Below are 16,321 nucleotides of genomic sequence, written 5' to 3' on the forward strand. Positions count from 1 at the left end.
ATTCGGGCCTTTCGACAACGCGGCCAGGGGGCATCTGGGCGCGAATACCACGATCCAAGATCCGCGAGACATGGCCTGGTCGTGTCTCGTGGATCTTGGTCGATGGGATTCGTGATCCAGATGTCTCCTGGCAAGGCGGCGGAAGGCCGCTCATACCGGGTTGTATTCGGGCCTTTCGACAACGCGGCCAGGGGGCAGCTGGGCGCGAATACCACGATCCAAGATCCGCGAGACATGGCCTGGTCGTGTCTCGTGGATCTTGGTCGATGGGATTCGTGATCCAGCTGTCTCCTGGCAAGGCGGCGGAAGGCCGCGCATACCGGGTTGTATTCGGGCCTTCCGACAACGCGGCCAGGGGGCATCTGGGCGCGAATACCACGATCCAAGATCCGCGAGACATGGCCTAGCCGGGCGTGACGAACCCGGTCTCGTAGGCCACGATCACCGCCTGCGTGCGGTCCCGGGCACCGAGCTTGGCCAGCACGTTGCCCACGTGCGTCTTCACCGTCTGCACGCTCACGAACAGCTCCGCCGAAATCTCCACATTGGACATCCCGGTGGCCATCAGGCGCAGCACCTCGGCCTCCCGCTCGGTGAGCCCCGCGTGCGCGAGCCCGCGGCCGGAGTCCCCGCCGTGCATGGCGGCCAGTGCCCGGATCGCGGCGGGGAACAGCAGCGACTCGCCGCTGACGACCATGCGGATCGCCCGCACGATGTCCTCCGGCCGGGTCCGTTTCAGCAGGAACCCGTTGGCCCCGGCGCGCAGCGCGTCGTAGACGTAGTCGTCGTTCTCGAACGTGGTGACGACGAGGATCTTCGGCGGCGCGTCGACGGTCTCCACGATGTGCCGGCTCGCCTGGATGCCGTCGACCGCGGGCATCCGCACGTCCATCAGCACGACGTCCGGGCGGAGCTTGCGCACCAGCGGGAGCACCTCGGCGCCGTCGCCCGCCTCGCCGACCACGGTGAGGTCCGGCTCCGCCTCGATGATCGCGCGCAGCCCGGCCCGGATCAGCTCCTCGTCGTCGACCAGGAGCACCGTCGTCTTGCCGTTGCCCGACCCTGTCATCCGCCCGTCCCCGTGATCGACCGCAGTGGAATCCGGACGCTGACCCGCCAGCGTCCGTCGTGCGCGCCGGCCGTCATCTGTCCACGCAGGACGGTGACGCGCTCGCGCATGCCGGACAGGCCGTGCCCGCCGCCGGCCCGGACCCGCCCGCCCCGGTCGGTTCGGTCGGCGATCGGGTTGCTCAGGTCCAGCTCGAGTCTGCCATCGCCGGCGACCAGGCGCAGCGCCACCGGCACCTTTCCGGCATGCCGCAACACGTTGGTCAGTCCCTCCTGAACGATCCGGTACGCCGCCCGGGACACCGCGGGCGGCACCTCTGCCAGTCGTCCCTCCACAGTGGACTCGATGTCGACGCCGGCGATGCGGGTCTTGTCCAGCAACGTGGGCAGGTCCGCGAGCGTCCACTGTGGAGAGGCGGGTTGGCCGCGGCGCTCCTCGCGCAGCAGGCCGAGCACGTGGTCCAGGTCGGCGAGCGCGGCCCGGGCGGACTCCTCGATCGCGGCCAGCGCCTTGCGCGCGAACTCGGGGTCGCTGTCGAGCACCCGGCCGGCGGCACTCGCCTGGATCGTCACCACGGACAGCGCGTGGCCGACCGAGTCGTGCAGCTCCCTGGCCAGCCGGTTGCGCTCGGCCAGCTGCTCGGTGCGCCGCTCCAGCTCGACGAGCCGCTCCGCCGCGGTGGGCCCGAGCAGCGGCGGGGCGAGCCGGCAGAACAACGCGCCGCCTGCCCCGACGACATGCACGAGCAGCAGCAGGCTCACGAGCCCGACCGCGGGCACCCACAGGCCCGCCCACCCGGTGGGGAACGTGAGCGGGATGCCGAGGATGTTCAGCCGGCCGGTGAACGGCACCGCGAACGACACCACGACGGTCGGCGGCAGCGCGAGCGTGAGCACGCTGACCACGCCGCCGACCAGCAGGTGCAGCACGAACCAACCCGCGCTGCGCCACCGCGACTCCCAGGACGGCGTCCGCCGGGTGGCGTGCTCGGGGACGCCGTCGCCGAGCAGCTCACGCGCCGCGGTGCCCTCGATGACCCGGACCGCCGGGATGAACGACATCAGCACCATCGCGCCGAACACGAGCGCGAGGGTGAGCGCCACCACCAGCAGCGGCTGGTCGGCCACCGGCTCGGGCAGGACCGACGGCAGCACCATGGCGGCGAGCAGCACGAACGGGACCAGCACGGCGCCGCCCAGGATCAGGTACACCCATCGCCGGTAGGTCGACGGGCGGATCACCGGCCCGAACAGGGTGTACAGCACTCCCGCCACGCCCCGATCCTCGCAGACCCGGCGGCGGCCGGCCCTCCCCCACGCGACCCGCGACGCTCCCTCGCGGGGACGAGCCGCGTTAGGCTCTCGGGGCCGGAGAACAGTGAGGGGCGGATGACACAGGACTCGCCGGGCGGCGACGATCCGGAGCGGACCCGGTCCGCCGAGGAGCCGACGCAGTCGACCGGGGACCGGACCGTGGCGCTGGGCTCGGACTCGCCGACCACCACCGGACCGACGGTCGCGAGCTGGTCGCTGGACGACCTCATGCGGGAGCCGCCGCCTGGCCCGCTGGTGTGGCACGCCGAGCCGCACCCGTCGTTCGACAACACCGGGCTGCGCGAGACCAGGGGCGCCGGCTACTACGTGTCGCTGACCGTGGCGGTGATGGTGGTCCTGGGTCTCGTCGGGCTGCTCGCGTTCCTTTCGGTCAACCGGCCGGTGACCCAGGTGGCCGGGTCCGCCACCGGCCTGCCGATCCCGGAGCTGCCATCGCCCACGAGCTCGACGCCGCAGACGGAGCCGTCGACCTCGTCCTCGGCCGCGCCGCCGGCCGACGACCCGCTCGCCGAGCTGGCGCGGCACCCCCTGTCCTCGTCGCCGTCGGCCATGGCCCCGCTGTCGTGTGCGCTGCCGCGGTTCGACCCGGCCGACACGGCGCAGGCGAGCTTCTACGAGGCGGCCAAGGTGTGCGCGGACGGCGGGTTCGGTCGGCTGCTGCCGGCGTCGGGCCTGCCTGCGGTGTCGATCCGGGTCGTGACCGTCCACGGTGGACCGGCCGACTCCCCGTGCGGCGCGGTGGCCCCCACGGACCCGTCGACCCAGTGCGCGGACACCGTCTACATGACACCGGCGCACCTGCGCGACGACGAGGGGCTGGACCGGTTCCCCGGCAAGTACTTCGGGGTGTTCCTGCGCGAGTACGCGAAGGCCGTGCTGTACGTGTCCGGCCTCACCGAGCTGGTGGAGAAGGCGAAGGACACACCCGACGCGCCGGACAACCTCGACGAGCGCCTGGCCCAGCAGGCCACGTGTCTGGCCGGCATCGCCTCGGGCGCGATGGCCGGCCTCGGCGCCGTGGACACCAACATCACCAACGAGATCCGCGAACGCCTCACGTCGGTCGACGCCCCGCCGGACGCGGCCACCTGGCTGACGAAGGGCTTCGAGTCCCTCCAGCCGGCGTCCTGCAACACCTGGACCTGACTCCTGGTTGACCTGTCCACAGAAGGCCCGCGAGCCCCGAAACCGTCCGGTCCTCGACGGTGGGCTCACGCCAACGGTCACCCTTGCGGCGGTCGCTACCTATGGACCCGGCCCTGCTCGACGCCGCCCTGCACGGGATGTTTGTCCGGCGGCTGGACAGGAACCGCATTCGTTCCGGATTCGGGGTGGGTCGGGCTGGCGGGGGTGCGCCGGGCTCGTCACGATTGTCCGCATGGGGAAGTGGCGCAAGAAGCGCACGGGCGACACCTTCGAGACCGAGGTGCGGTATCAGTTCGGGCCCGTCGCGGAGCGGTTCGGGCTCAGCGAGCTCCCCGATCCCACGCGCGGCGGCCTCGAGTTCGCCGGTGGCGGCGTCGGCTACTGGTGGCTGCAGGACTGGCGGGAGCTCCACATCGCCGTGATCGTCCACCTGGAACGGGACGGCGAGCGCTACAGCGTCCACCTCGACGACGTCGTCGTCAACGGGGGGTTCGGGGTCGCGCAGGACCTGCCGTCGGGCGGGTCGACGTGGCTCGCGACGCAGAAGTCGATCGCCGCGCACGTCGGGTGGATCGAGCGGCTGCACTCGCGCCTCACCGCCGCCGACGCGCCGGCGTTCGTCGTGGACGCCGGCGGCCGAAGGAGACGCGGGTGAGTCAGATGGTGAAGCCGAGGGCGCGCAGCTGCTCGCGGCCGTCGTCGGTGATCTTCTCCGGGCCCCACGGCGGCATCCAGACCCAGTTGATCCGGAAGTCGCCCACGAGGCCGCCACCCGGTCCCGCGGTGAGCGCCGCGCGGGTCTGTCCTCGATGACGTCGGTGAGCGGGCACGCCGCGGACGTGAGGGTCATGTCCAGGGTCGCGGTGTTGTCCTCCTCGACCCGGATGTCGTAGACCAGCCCGAGGTCGACCACGTTGATGCCGAGCTCGGGGTCGACCACGTCGCGCATGGCCTCCTCGAGGTCCTCGATCGCGGCCACGTCGGCCTTGGGCGCGGGCGGCTCGGGCAGCGCCTCCACGCCGCGCTGCACATCTTCTTCCGTGCTGCTCATGTCAGGCAACTCCTCCGTCGACACGGGACACCGCGTCCTTGAACGCCATCCAGCCGAGCAAAGCACACTTGACCCGCGCCGGGTACTTCGCGACGCCCGCGAAGGCGACGCCGTCCTCCAGCACGTTCTCGTCCGGCTCGACCTGCCCCCGGCCCTGCACCATGGTCACGAAGGCGTCCAAGGTGGTCAGCGCCTCCTCGACCGACCGGCCCGTGACCAGGTCGGTCAGCACCGAGGTCGACGCCTGGCTGATCGAGCAGCCCTGGCCCTCGTAGGACACGTCGGTGACCTTGTCGTCCGCCACCGCGACCCGCAGCGTCACCTCGTCCCCGCAGGTCGGGTTGACCTGGAACGACTCCGCGTCGAACGGCTCGCGGAGCCCGCGCCCGTGCGGGTTCTTGTAGTGGTCCAGGATGATCTCCTGGTACATGGACTCAAGGTTCAACCGGCCCGCCTCCCCGGAATTCAATGCGTTGGTCGCGTTGCATTGTCGGGTGCGGTTTGGTCACGTACTTGCGGCTGGTCTGCGTCCCGTTCCCCTTGGGTAGCTGTTTCGAGTTCACCCGAAAACCTTCTTTACATGCGCCAGACCCGCCACCAACGCGTCCGCCTCGGCGGTCGTGTTGTACAGGTAGAACGACGCTCTGGTGGTCGCCGGAATTCCGTACCGCACCACCGCCGGCCGCGCGCAGTGGTGGCCCACCCGTACCGCGATGCCCAGCTCGTCGAGCACCTGGCCCGCGTCGTGCGGGTGGATGCCCTCGAGTGAGAACGACACCTCGGCGACCCGGCCCTCGGCGGTGTTCGGCCCGATCACGGTCAGGCCGGACACCGTGGCCAGCGCGTCGAGCACGTAGGCGGTGAGCTCGTGCTCGTGCGCGGCGATCGCCGGCATGCCGACCCCGGTGAGGTAGTCGACCGCGGCACCGAGCCCGACCGCCTCGGCGATCGGCGGGGTGCCGGCCTCGTACTTGTGCGGCGGCGCGGCGAACGTCGAGCGCTCCATCGTGACCAGCTCGATCATCTCGCCGCCACCGAGGAACGGCGGCAGCTCCTGGAGCAGCGGCAGCCGGCCCCACAGCACGCCGACGCCGGTCGGGCCGAGCATCTTGTGCCCGGTGAACGCGACGAAGTCGGCACCCAGCGCGGCGACGTCGAGGGGCAGGTGCGGCGCGGACTGCGACGCGTCCACGAGCACCAGCGCGCCCACCTCGCGAGCGCGTGCGATGACCGTCTCGACCGGGTTGATCGTGCCGAGCAGGTTGGACACGTGCACCATCGACACGATCTTGGTCCGCGGTGTGATCACGTCGTCGAGCGTGGACAGGTCGAGCCGGCCGTCGTCGGTGATCCTGAACCACCGCACCGTCGCGCCGGTCCGCTCGGCGAGCTGGTGCCACGGCACGATGTTGGAGTGGTGCTCCATCTCGGTGATGACGATCTCGTCGCCGGGACCGACCCGGTGGCCCGGCCCGGCGTCGCCGAGCACCCTGGCCACGAGGTTCATCGCCTCGGACGAGTTCTTGGTGAAGATCACCTCGTCGCGGCTCGGCGCGCCGATGAAGGCGGCCACCTTGTCGCGGGCGCCCTCGTACAGCGCGGTGGCCTCCTCGGCCAGCGTGTGGATGCCGCGGTGGACGTTGGCGTTGTGCTGCTCGTAGTACTCCACGATCGTGTCGAGCACCTGGCGCGGCTTCTGCGACGTGGCCGCGTTGTCCAGGTACACCAACGGTTTGTCGCCGTGCACCAGGCGGGACAGGATCGGGAAGTCCTTGCGGATCGTCTCGATGTCCAAGGGTGCGGCTGTGGTGGTCACCTCGGGAACCTCGTTTCGATGGCGCGTCAGCCGACGCTGGCCGGCATCAGACCGTCACGTCTCCGGTGAACCGGACGTAGCCGTGCTCCTCGAGCTGGTCGGCGAGCTCCGAGCCGCCGGACTCCACGATCCGTCCCCCGCTGAACACGTGCACGACGTCCGGGGTGATGTGGCGCAGGATCCGGGTGTAGTGGGTGATCAGCATGACGCCGACCTCGCCGCCGGCCTTGACCCGGTTGATGCCCTCGGACACGACGCGCAGCGCGTCGACGTCCAGGCCGGAGTCGGTCTCGTCGAGGATGGCGATCTTGGGCTTGAGCAGCGCGAGCTGCAGGATCTCGTGCCGCTTCTTCTCGCCGCCGGAGAAGCCCTCGTTGACGCTGCGCTCGGCGAAGGCCGGGTCGATGTCCAGGTCGGACATCGCCTCCTTGACCTCCTTGACCCAGTGCCGCAGCTTCGGCGCCTCGCCGCGGATCGCGGTGACCGCGGTGCGCAGGAAGTTCGACATGGACACGCCGGGCACCTCGACCGGGTACTGCATGGCCAGGAACAGGCCGGCGCGGGCCCGTTCGTCGACGGTCATCGCCAGCACGTCCTCGCCGTCGAGCAGCACCTCGCCCGAGGTCACCTCGTACTTGGGGTGCCCCGCGACCGCGTAGGACAGCGTGGACTTGCCCGACCCGTTCGGACCCATGATCGCGTGCGTCTCGCCCGCGTTGACGGTGAGGTCGACCCCGGAAAGGATCTCCTTCTTGGTCTCGTCCGTGTTGACCGAGACGTGCAGACCCTTGATCTCCAGCGTGGCCATCTCTAGTCGTTCTCCTTGGTAGAAATGTCAGTTCGTGGTGGCGGTGACGTCCACGTGGACATCCCCGTCGCGGATCTCGACGGCGAACACGTCGACCGGCTCGGTGGCCGGCGGCGAGGACGGGGCGCCGGTGCGCAGGTCGAAGCACGACCCGTGCAGCCAGCACTCGATGCCCTTGCGGGTCACCTCGCCCTCGGACAGCGAAAGCGCGGCGTGGCTGCATTCGTCGCGCAGCGCGTGCACCGACTCCCCCTGGCGGACCAGAAGGACCGGCTCGCCGTCGACCTCGACGGCGAACGGCTTCCCGTCGTCCAGGTCGGTGAGCGCACACGCGCGGCTCATGAGGGTCATACCCCCACCGCCTCGAGCTCCGCCTCGATCGCCGCCTCCAGCCGCTCCCGGATCTCCGGGACGTCGATCTTCATCAGCAGCTCGTGGAAGAAGCCGCGGACCACCAGCCGGCGCGCCGCGTCCTCGGGGATGCCGCGGGCCTGCAGGTAGAACAGCTGCTCGTCGTCGAACCGGCCGGTGGCGCTGGCGTGGCCGGCGCCGGCGATCTCGCCGGTCTCGATCTCCAGGTTCGGCACCGAGTCGGCGCGGGCGCCCTCGGTGAGCACCAGGTTCCGGTTGAGCTCGAAGGTCGAGGTGCCCTCGGCGGCGGCCCGGATCAGCACGTCGCCGATCCACACGGTGCGCGCGCCGTCGCCCTGCAGCGCGCCCTTGTAGACCACGTCGGACTTGCAGTTGGGCTGGGCGTGGTCGGCGAATGTGCGCAGCTCGATGTGCTGGCCGGCGTCGGCGAAGAACAGCCCGGTGAGCTGGACGTCGCCGCCCGGACCCGCGAACACCACGGTCGGGCTGACCCGCACCAGGTCCCCGCCCAATGCCACCAGGTGGTGCTTGAGCGTGGCGTCCCGGCCGAGCTTGGCGTGGTGCGCGGAGACCTGCACGGCGTCGTCGGCCCAGTCGTGGACGCTGACCACGGTGAGCTTCGCGCCGTCGCCGACGACGATCTCGACGTTGTCCGCCACGGTGCCGCTGCCCCGGTGGTCGATGACGACCACGGCCTCGGCGAACTGCTCGGCCCGCACGTGCAGGTGCCCGTAGGCGACCTGGTCGGCGCCGGGGCCGGTGACGGTCACCGTGGTGGTGGCCGACGCCTTGACCTCCCTGGGCACGGTCACGACGGTGGCCCGCCGGAACGACGTGTACGCCTGGGCGGCGATCCGGTCGCCCGGCGTGCCAGCCTGGCCGAGCCGCTCGTCGTCGCGGCCCACGGTCTCCGCGGTGACCTCCGGCGCGCCGCTGACCTCGACGGACAGCTCACCGGTGGCCGCCGCGGTGCCGTTGTGCAGGCCGCGGAGCCGCTTCATCGGCGTGAAGCGCCAGATCTCCTCGCGCCCGCCGGGCACCTCGAACGCCTCGACGTCGAAGGAGGCGAAGTGCTCGGCCCTGGACGCCTTGGGAACCACCGCACCGTGCGAGTGCGGTGTTTGGGTAACGACCGAGGATTTGCTTGCAGAATCGAGCATCGAGTCCGTCATTTAGCCGACGGCCCCTTCCATCTGCAGCTCGATGAGCCGGTTCAGTTCCAGCGCGTACTCCATCGGCAGCTCACGCGCAATCGGCTCGACGAAGCCGCGGACCACCATGGCCATCGCCTCGTCCTCGGTGAGGCCGCGGGACATCAGGTAGAACAGCTGGTCCTCGCTGACCTTGGACACCGTCGCCTCGTGGCCCATCGACACGTCGTCGGTGCGGATGTCCACGTACGGATAGGTGTCGCTGCGGCTGATCTGGTCGACCAGCAGCGCGTCGCACTTCACCGTGGACTTCGAGTGGTGTGCCCGCTTGGCGACCTTGACCAGACCCCGGTAGGAGGTCCGGCCGCCGCCGCGCGCGACCGACTTGGACACGATCGTCGAGGACGTGTGCGGCGCCAGGTGCTCCATCTTCGCGCCGGCGTCCTGGTGCTGGCCCTCGCCCGCGAACGCGATCGAGAGGACCTCGCCCTTGGCGTGCTCGCCCATGAGGAACACCGAGGGGTACTTCATCGTGACCTTGGAGCCGATGTTGCCGTCGATCCACTCCATGGTCGCGCCCTCTTCGGCCTTCGCGCGCTTGGTGACCAGGTTGTAGACGTTGTTCGACCAGTTCTGGATGGTCGTGTACCGGCAGCGGCCGCCCTTCTTCACGATGATCTCGACGACCGCCGAGTGCAGCGAGTCCGACGAGTAGATCGGCGCCGTGCAGCCCTCGACGTAGTGCACGTAGGCACCCTCGTCGACGATGATCAGGGTCCGCTCGAACTGGCCCATGTTCTCGGTGTTGATCCGGAAGTAGGCCTGCAGCGGGATCTCGACGTGCACGCCCTTCGGCACGTAGATGAACGAGCCGCCGGACCAGACGGCGCCGTTGAGCGCGGAGAACTTGTTGTCGCCGTGCGGGATGACCGAGCCGTAGTACTCCTCGAACAGCTCCGGGTGCTCCTTGAGCGCGGTGTCCGTGTCGAGGAAGATCACACCCTGCTTCTCGAGCTCCTCGTTGATCTTGTGATAGACCACCTCGGAGTTGTGCACGACGAGGCCCTCGGCGACGAAGTTGTGCGGACCGTCCACCTCCACGTCGTACACCGGCTCGATCTCGTACGGCTCGATCGACGTCACGCGTTCGAACCCGAGCCACTCGTTGCAGTGCGCGCGAATGGTCGTACCGTGTGCGCTCGTCGAGTTGTGGTGGTAACTCCGGCGACCGAACCGCTCGGTGCGCTTGGGGTTGCGGCAGCCGAGCCGGTCGAAGTCACCGCTGATCCCGAGCCGCCACGCCATCTGTGTCCGCTCCGGCGCGTGCCGGTACGGCTGCGTGAACGACCACGGACCGCCGGCACGCAAGCCGGCAAGCTCGACCAGCTCCCGCGCCTGCTCGATCAGCGGCTGGTTCGCGCAGGTCAGCAGCACCGAGCCGGAGTCATCCGGTCCGACGTACCCGTCGGCGTCGACCCATCCGCCCAGGAAGGCGAGCCGCTGGTCGATCGGGAGCGAGTACACCCATTCGGGAACCCGCTTTGTGAACGAAAGACCAGCGAAGCCCAGTTCCGTGATCCACTCCGTGAGCGCCTTCGAGTTCACCACGACGCGGTACTCGTCGGCCTCGATCGTCCGCAGCCCGAACAGCTCACGCACCACACGGCTGATCTCGGCGCGCAGCTCGACATCCGTAGCGGGGATGGCGAACTGGACGCGGTACGTCTTGTGGGACAGGTGCAGGTTGCCGTCGCCGACGAAGAGGCCGAGCAGCCACATCAGGTCGACGCTGCTGCAAGCCAGGGTCTTTCCCGCACCGCTGCCCATGTGCAGCACAGGAAGCTCGTGTGGCGCACCGAACTCAGGAACCTCGCGAGGCACCGCGATGAAGTCGCCGGACGCAAGCTCGCCAACGGTCATCCAGCGGCGGGTGTAGCGAGCCCGCTGCCGGCCGGGCTTGCGCTCGTCGCGGAGCACGAGCATCGGGTGGTTGTCGGTGGCCCGAACGGACCGGCGCGTGGTGCGCACCTCGTAGGTCTGGCGCACGTCGGTCTGAGCGGACGCCCGCACCGGCGCGACGACGAACCGCTCGGCCTGCTCATCGTAGGCGAAGACTCGGTCGCCGAACTCGATTTCCTTGATCGGCACCTGACCGCGGTTGGCCGTCCACACCATGGTGTCCCCGGCAAGACACTCGTACTGAGCCGCGACACCGGACACCAGGCGGGCCTTCTCGGCCTCCGGGATGCCCAGCTTGTCGTAGGTGTTCTTGATGTCCTCGGGCAGGTCCTCCCAGGAAGCGGCCTGCTTCTCGGTCGACCGCACGAAGTACTTGATCGTGTCGAAGTCGATGCCGGACAGGTCGGCGCCCCAGTTGGGCATGGGCTTGCGGTCGAAGAGGTGGAGCCCCTTGAGCCGGGACTCGAGCATCCACTCCGGCTCGCTCTTCTTGGTCGAGATGTCCCTGACGACGGCCTCGGACAGGCCGCGCTGGGCGCTCGAGCCGGCGACGTCGGAGTCGGACCAGCCGAACTGGTACTTGCCCATGGAGGCAAGCGTCTCCTCCTGGGTCAGCGGCGGCGTGCCGGCGCGCTCCGGGGCGGATGTCATGAAGGCGTCCCTTCGGTCGTGGTGGGAGCGGTCTGTATCGGGTCTGTCGGGACAGTCCCGACGGTCGCGCCCGGCTCGGTGGGTTCGATGCCACCGAGCGGTACGTGGGTGGTGCACACGGCGTCACCGCGTGCGATGGTGGCGAGGCGCTGGACGTGGGTGCCGAGCAGGTCGGCGAACGCCGCCGTCTCGACCTCGCACAGCTGGGGGAACTCCGCGGCGACGTGAGCGACCGGGCAGTGGTGCTGGCAGAGCTGCTCCCCTGTCCCGACGCGCCGCGTCGACGCAGCGTAACCCTCTCGCGTGAGGGCCACCGCGAGGGCATTGGCCCGGTCGGCGACCTCGTCATGCGCGGTCACAGCGGCGCGGTGCCGGTCGACCAGGATGGCCGCCCGGCGCTCCGCGAAGGCCCGGATGGCGGTCTCGCCGCCACCCTCCGCGACGAACTGGATGGCCGCGATGGCCAGGTCGTCGTAGGCGTGCCCGAAGCGGGCCCGCCCGGTCTCGGTGAGCAGCCACAGCTTGGCCGGCCTGCCGCGACCCCGCTGGCCGCGCCGGGGGGCGTCACGGAACTCCGCCTCCCTGTTCGCGACCAGCACGTCCAGGTGCCGGCGGACGGCCGCCGGGCTCAGTCCCATGGTGTCCGCGACAGCGGCCGTGGTGATCGGCCCCTGCTCCAGCAGCAAGCGCGCCACACCATGCCTGGTGCGGCCCTCGGCCTGCTGCTCGTTTTTCACAACATCAGTGTGTCTTATTTCCCCGGGCGCCGCAAAGAGGGGCTCCGCAGGGTGACCGGCCTCACGGTATTCATGGTTCGCTTCGTTCCTCCGCTACTCGCTGCCCCGCCGTCCAATGGCTCGCTCCGTCCAGACAGCGAACGCTCCGTCACTCCCGCTCACGGGCTCGATACGCTTCACCCGTGGTGGCGGGAGACACGGTGCGCGAGGAGCTGGACGGGGACACGTCCGACACCGGCTCGACCGGCGCTCTGGACGACCGCGAGTGCAGGCAGCTCGACGTCGTGCGGCGGTTCGGCACGGTCGGCTCGCTGCTGCTGGCCGTCGGGTCGCTGGGCGCGGGTGCCGCGCCGGTGTTCAACCCGGTGTGGAGCCTGCCGTTCTTCAGCCTGTTCAGCCGGATGACCACGGTGTCGATCGCACTCGCGTTCACCGGCGTGTTCATGATCGTGCTGGCCTGGCTGGGTCTGGGCCGGCTGTCGATGCCCGGCCGCGAGCGGATGGTGTCGGTGCCGCAGATGGCCCGCACGCTGCTCATGTGGACCGCGCCGCTCGTGTTCACCGTCCCGATGTTCTCCAAGGACGTCTACAGCTACCTGGCGCAGAGCGAGATCGCCGCACGAGGTCTCGACCCCTACACGGTCGGGCCGGCCGAGGCGCTGGGCAACGGCGACCCGCTGACGTCGAGCGTGCCGACGATGTGGCGGGACACGCCGTCGCCGTACGGGCCGCTGTTCATCACCATCGGCAAGGGCATCACCTGGATCACCGGCGACCACGTGGTGATGGGGGTGGCGTTCCACCGGCTGCTCGCGATCATCGGGTTCGCGATGATCGTGTGGGCGCTGCCACGGCTCGCCCGGCGGTTCGGCATCAACCCGGTCAGCGCGCTGTGGCTCGGCGCGGCCAACCCGCTGGTGCTGTTCCACCTGATCGTGGGCGTGCACAACGAGTCGCTGGCCATAGGGCTGATGCTGGTCGGCATCGAGCTCGCGCTGCGCCGGATGCCCAGAGTCACCCCGAACGGGCCGTTCCCGCCGTGGCAGCAGGGTGAGCTCCTCTGGTACGCGATCGGCGCGACCGTCATCACGCTGGCGGCGGCGGTGAAGATCCCGGCGGCGCTCGCACTCGGCTTCCTCGGCGTGATGATCGCGCGGCGGCGCGGCGGCCGGTGGACTCACCTGTTCGGCACCGGGGCGGTGTTGATGGTGCTGTTCCTGACCGTGCTCACGATCGCCTCGCTGGGCAGCGGGCTGGGCTACGGCTGGGCGACGACGCTGAACACGGCCAACTCCATCAAGAGCTGGATGGCCCCGATGACCGCGCTCGGGTTCGGCGCCGGGGGCCTCGGCATCGCCCTCGGCCTCGGCAACCACATCGACGCGGCGATCACGGTCAGCCGGATGGTCGGCACCGTGCTCGGCCCGCTGCTGGCCGCCAAGCTGCTGCTGGACAGCTTCCGGTGGCGGCTGCGGCCGATGATCGAGCTCGGCGCGGCGCTCGGCGCGGTGCTGGTGTTCGGCGCGACGGTGCAGCCCTGGTACCTGTTGTGGGCGGCACTCCCGCTCGCGGTGGCCGCCGGCAACATCCGGTTCCGCACGATGGCTACGGCGATCAGCGCGGCCTTCGCGGTGGCGCTGCCGCCGACGGGGACGACATTCGAGGGCCGCACCTTCCAGCTGGCGTACACCTACCTCGCCGCGGCGATCGTGGTCATCCTGGCGTTGTTCCTGGTCCGCAAGTACATCCCGAGCCGGCCGTGGAGCGGCTCGGGCAAAATTGTCGGTGCCCCCGCATAGCCTCCTGGCCATGGTGAGCAAGCCGACTTTCACCGAGCCGACCCAGTCCGAGCCGACCCTGTCCGAGTCGGACATTCGATACGTCCTCGCCGAGTACCGCACGCTCGGCCAGCTCTGCGAGGGCCGGGCGCAGAGCGTCGCCGAGGTCCAGGCGTTGATCTCCGGCGGTCGGTTACCGCAGGCCACATACGTGCTGCCCAGCGGCGAGGCGCGGTTCCCGCCGGACTACTTCGCGCTGGTCGACGAGGCCGGCGGGGTGGACGCGCTGCCCGCACGGTTCCGCGCGCGGTACCTGGCGGCCTCGGCCACCTCCCCGTCGGCCGACGCCGACGCCGACGAGGACTGGGCGGGTTATCTCACCGGCCAGTTCGGCGTGTGCCTGCGTTCGGTCACGCCGGAGTCGATGGCCGAGAAGAACCGGCTGATCCGCCGGATCGAGGCGCTGGTCGAGACGCCGGCCGGCGGCGATGTCGCGTGGCGGGAGCAGTTGCGCGCCACGGTGGACGCCCTCGACGAGATCGAGCGGCCGTTCACCGATTTCGACCGGCAACGCTGGGCCGACACCAGCCGTGGTCGGCACATCGACCGGATGCGCGAGCGGTACCCCGCAGCCTTCGGAAAGGCCTTCGAGGGGCGTGAGTCGATGGTCTAGCGCCACGTCATAGCCTTAGCGTCGTGAGCCCCAGCACCCCTGTTCCCGCCGTCGACGTGTCGGGACTGGCCAAGCGCTTCGGGGCCACCACCGCGGTCGACGGCCTGAGCCTGCGCGTCGACCGGGGGCAGGTGCTCGCACTGCTCGGACCCAACGGCGCCGGCAAGACCACCACCATCGAGATCTGCGAGGGTTTCCTGCGCCGCGACGCGGGTTCCGTGCGGGTGCTCGGCCTCGACCCGGCCACGCAGAGCGAGCGGCTGCGGCCGCGCATCGGCGTGATGCCACAGGGCGGTGGCGCCTACCCGGGGGTGCGGGCCGAGGAGATGCTCACGCTGGTCGCCGCGTGCGCGGCCGACCCGATCGACCCGGCCTGGCTCATCGACGTGCTCGGGCTGGCGACCGCGCGGCGGACCCCGTACAAGCGGCTGTCCGGCGGGCAGCAGCAGCGGCTGTCGCTGGCGTGCGCGCTGGTGGGGCGGCCGGAGCTGGTGTTCCTGGACGAGCCGACCTCCGGGCTGGACCCGCAGGCCCGGCGGCTGGTGTGGGAGCTGGTGACGGCGCTGCGTACGGACGGGGTGAGCGTCCTGCTCACCACGCACGCCATGGAGGAAGCCGAGGAGCTCGCCGACCAGGTGGTGATCATCGACCGCGGCCGCGTGGTGGCCGAGGGCAGCCCGCGGCAGCTCACCGCCGAGCAACCCGAATCGGCACAGCTGCGCTTCCGGGCCCGCGCGGGCATGGACACGAGCCAGCTGTGCGCGGCGCTACCGGACGGCTGCCGCATCGACGAGCCGACGCCGGGCTCGTACCTGCTGTCCGGCCGCGTCGACCCGCAGATCGTGTCGGCGGTGACGACGTGGTGCGCGCAGCAGGGCGTCCTGGCCGAGGAGCTGCACGTCGGAAGGCGCAGCCTGGAGGACGTGTTCCTGGAGCTGACCGGGCGGGAGCTGCGCTAGTGACCACCACCTTCCCGGCCGGCACCTTCACCCCCGCTCCCGGCCGGGGTCGGGTCGGCCGCATGCTGGTCACCCACGTGCGGACCGAGGCGGTCCTGACGCTGCGCAACAGCGAGCAGGTCCTGCTCACCCTGCTGATCCCGCTCGCGCTGCTCATCGGGCTCACCGTCCTCGACATCTTCTCCGTGCCCGAGCCGCGGATCGACTCGGTGGCGCCGCGGATCTTCGCGCTCGCCGTGATGTCCTCCGCGTTCACCGGACAAGCCATCGCGCTCGGGTTCGACCGGCGGTACGGCGTGCTCAAGCGGCTCGCGGCCACCGCGCTGCCGCGCTGGCTGCTCGTGTGCGGGCGGGCCGTCGCGGGGCTCGTCGTCGTGGCCGTGCAGCTCGTCGTGCTCGCGGTGGTGGCGGCGCTGCTCGGCTGGTCACCGTCCGCCGCCGGCGTGGCGTGGGCCGTGCTGCTGGTGATCTTGGGCACACTGTCGTTCGGAGCGCTCGGGGTCCTGCTCGGCGGCGCGTTGAAGGCCGAGATCGTGCTCGGGCTGGCCAACATCGTCTGGTTCGTCCTGCTGCTCGCCGGCGGTCTCGCGGTGCCGGCCGACTCGATGCCCGACGGGTTCGCGACGGTGGTCAACCTCCTGCCCTCCGGCGCGCTGGCCGAGGGCATGCGGGCCGCGCTCGTCGACGGGTCGGTGCCCGGCTGGTCCGTCTTCGCCGTGCTCGCCGGCTGGGGCGCCGCCGCAGGCCTGCTCGCCGTGCGGACCACCAAGCTGTCCTAGTGTCCCCCGCCCAGGGCTCTCAGGTGCGGTTGCCTACG

General features: G+C 70.4%; 15 protein-coding genes and 1 pseudogene. 6 read left to right on the forward strand and 10 right to left on the reverse strand.

Annotation, left to right across the window (positions count from 1 at the left end; all coding sequences use genetic code 11):
* Window positions 1-403: 403 nt before the first annotated feature.
* Together GEV28_RS08515 and GEV28_RS08520 are read right to left on the reverse strand one after the other, a co-directional pair.
* Complete coding sequence (locus tag GEV28_RS08515; RefSeq protein ID WP_291410405.1) at window positions 404-1,069, reverse strand: response regulator transcription factor; 666 nt, start codon at window positions 1,067-1,069, stop codon at window positions 404-406.
* Window positions 1,066-2,343, reverse strand: a complete 1,278-nt coding sequence (locus GEV28_RS08520) for a histidine kinase (protein WP_291410407.1) — start codon at window positions 2,341-2,343, stop codon at window positions 1,066-1,068. The genes GEV28_RS08515 and GEV28_RS08520 overlap by 4 nt, the downstream gene beginning before the upstream one ends.
* A gap of 114 nt (window positions 2,344-2,457) precedes the next feature.
* On the opposite strand from GEV28_RS08520, the gene GEV28_RS08525 reads away from it, so the two are divergent.
* On the forward strand, window positions 2,458-3,549 hold the full coding sequence (locus tag GEV28_RS08525; RefSeq protein WP_291410410.1) for a hypothetical protein: 1,092 nt from the start codon (window positions 2,458-2,460) through the stop codon (window positions 3,547-3,549).
* Between the two features lie 232 nt (window positions 3,550-3,781).
* Window positions 3,782-4,204 (forward strand): hypothetical protein, encoded by a 423-nt coding sequence (locus GEV28_RS08530; RefSeq protein ID WP_291410411.1) that lies wholly within the window; start codon window positions 3,782-3,784, stop codon window positions 4,202-4,204.
* A gap of 1 nt (window position 4,205) precedes the next feature.
* Here GEV28_RS08530 and GEV28_RS08535 read toward each other — a convergent pair.
* From GEV28_RS08535 to GEV28_RS08570, 8 genes and pseudogenes are all read right to left on the reverse strand, one after another.
* A pseudogene (locus GEV28_RS08535) lies at window positions 4,206-4,600 on the reverse strand (metal-sulfur cluster assembly factor).
* Window position 4,601: 1 nt separating this feature from the next.
* Window positions 4,602-5,045 carry a Fe-S cluster assembly sulfur transfer protein SufU gene (gene sufU / locus GEV28_RS08540; RefSeq protein ID WP_291410413.1) on the reverse strand — a complete coding sequence of 148 codons (444 nt, stop codon included), beginning with the start codon at window positions 5,043-5,045 and terminating at the stop codon, window positions 4,602-4,604.
* 114 nt (window positions 5,046-5,159) lie between these two features.
* Window positions 5,160-6,416, reverse strand: coding sequence for a cysteine desulfurase (locus GEV28_RS08545; protein WP_291410415.1), 1,257 nt, complete (start codon window positions 6,414-6,416; stop codon window positions 5,160-5,162).
* A gap of 46 nt (window positions 6,417-6,462) precedes the next feature.
* Window positions 6,463-7,224, reverse strand: coding sequence for a Fe-S cluster assembly ATPase SufC (gene sufC, locus GEV28_RS08550; RefSeq protein ID WP_291410417.1), 762 nt, complete (start codon window positions 7,222-7,224; stop codon window positions 6,463-6,465).
* A 27-nt stretch (window positions 7,225-7,251) separates the two neighbouring features.
* Window positions 7,252-7,575, reverse strand: coding sequence for a non-heme iron oxygenase ferredoxin subunit (locus GEV28_RS08555; RefSeq protein WP_291410419.1), 324 nt, complete (start codon window positions 7,573-7,575; stop codon window positions 7,252-7,254).
* Window positions 7,572-8,756 carry a Fe-S cluster assembly protein SufD gene (gene sufD / locus GEV28_RS08560; RefSeq protein WP_291410533.1) on the reverse strand — a complete coding sequence of 395 codons (1,185 nt, stop codon included), beginning with the start codon at window positions 8,754-8,756 and terminating at the stop codon, window positions 7,572-7,574. Before sufD ends, GEV28_RS08555 begins: the two co-directional genes overlap by 4 nt.
* A 12-nt stretch (window positions 8,757-8,768) precedes the next feature.
* Window positions 8,769-11,357, reverse strand: coding sequence for a Fe-S cluster assembly protein SufB (sufB, locus tag GEV28_RS08565; RefSeq protein ID WP_367115054.1), 2,589 nt, complete (start codon window positions 11,355-11,357; stop codon window positions 8,769-8,771).
* Window positions 11,354-12,094, reverse strand: coding sequence for a metalloregulator ArsR/SmtB family transcription factor (locus tag GEV28_RS08570; protein WP_291410421.1), 741 nt, complete (start codon window positions 12,092-12,094; stop codon window positions 11,354-11,356). Before GEV28_RS08570 ends, sufB begins: the two co-directional genes overlap by 4 nt.
* A 182-nt stretch (window positions 12,095-12,276) precedes the next feature.
* Here GEV28_RS08570 and mptB point away from each other — a divergent pair, with 182 nt between their 5' ends.
* From mptB to GEV28_RS08590, 4 genes are all read left to right on the forward strand, one after another.
* Complete coding sequence (gene mptB / locus GEV28_RS08575; RefSeq protein WP_291410423.1) at window positions 12,277-13,893, forward strand: polyprenol phosphomannose-dependent alpha 1,6 mannosyltransferase MptB; 1,617 nt, start codon at window positions 12,277-12,279, stop codon at window positions 13,891-13,893.
* A gap of 10 nt (window positions 13,894-13,903) precedes the next feature.
* Complete coding sequence (locus GEV28_RS08580; RefSeq protein ID WP_291410424.1) at window positions 13,904-14,545, forward strand: DUF6058 family natural product biosynthesis protein; 642 nt, start codon at window positions 13,904-13,906, stop codon at window positions 14,543-14,545.
* A gap of 23 nt (window positions 14,546-14,568) precedes the next feature.
* Window positions 14,569-15,504, forward strand: a complete 936-nt coding sequence (locus GEV28_RS08585; RefSeq protein WP_291410426.1) for an ABC transporter ATP-binding protein — start codon at window positions 14,569-14,571, stop codon at window positions 15,502-15,504.
* Window positions 15,505-15,566: 62 nt separating this feature from the next.
* Window positions 15,567-16,283, forward strand: a complete 717-nt coding sequence (locus GEV28_RS08590; protein WP_291410537.1) for an ABC transporter permease — start codon at window positions 15,567-15,569, stop codon at window positions 16,281-16,283.
* Window positions 16,284-16,321 lie beyond the last annotated feature (38 nt).

This window comes from Actinophytocola sp. (genome assembly GCF_009379765.1).
Taxonomy (GTDB): Bacteria; Actinomycetota; Actinomycetes; order Mycobacteriales; family Pseudonocardiaceae; genus Actinophytocola.

What these genes read in the sequence shown, in the direction of transcription:
- GEV28_RS08580 (WP_291410424.1), top strand. Translation starts at nt 13,904, where the DNA reads ATGGTGAGCAAGCCGACTTTCACCGAGCCGACCCAGTCCGAGCCGACC.
- GEV28_RS08590 (WP_291410537.1), top strand. Translation starts at nt 15,567, where the DNA reads ATGCTGGTCACCCACGTGCGGACCGAGGCGGTCCTGACGCTGCGCAAC.
- GEV28_RS08515 (WP_291410405.1), bottom strand. Translation starts at nt 1,069, where the DNA reads ATGACAGGGTCGGGCAACGGCAAGACGACGGTGCTCCTGGTCGACGAC.
- sufB (WP_367115054.1), bottom strand. Translation starts at nt 11,357, where the DNA reads ATGACATCCGCCCCGGAGCGCGCCGGCACGCCGCCGCTGACCCAGGAG.
- sufC (WP_291410417.1), bottom strand. Translation starts at nt 7,224, where the DNA reads ATGGCCACGCTGGAGATCAAGGGTCTGCACGTCTCGGTCAACACGGAC.
- GEV28_RS08530 (WP_291410411.1), top strand. Translation starts at nt 3,782, where the DNA reads ATGGGGAAGTGGCGCAAGAAGCGCACGGGCGACACCTTCGAGACCGAG.
- GEV28_RS08525 (WP_291410410.1), top strand. Translation starts at nt 2,458, where the DNA reads ATGACACAGGACTCGCCGGGCGGCGACGATCCGGAGCGGACCCGGTCC.
- GEV28_RS08555 (WP_291410419.1), bottom strand. Translation starts at nt 7,575, where the DNA reads ATGACCCTCATGAGCCGCGCGTGTGCGCTCACCGACCTGGACGACGGG.
- sufD (WP_291410533.1), bottom strand. Translation starts at nt 8,756, where the DNA reads ATGCTCGATTCTGCAAGCAAATCCTCGGTCGTTACCCAAACACCGCAC.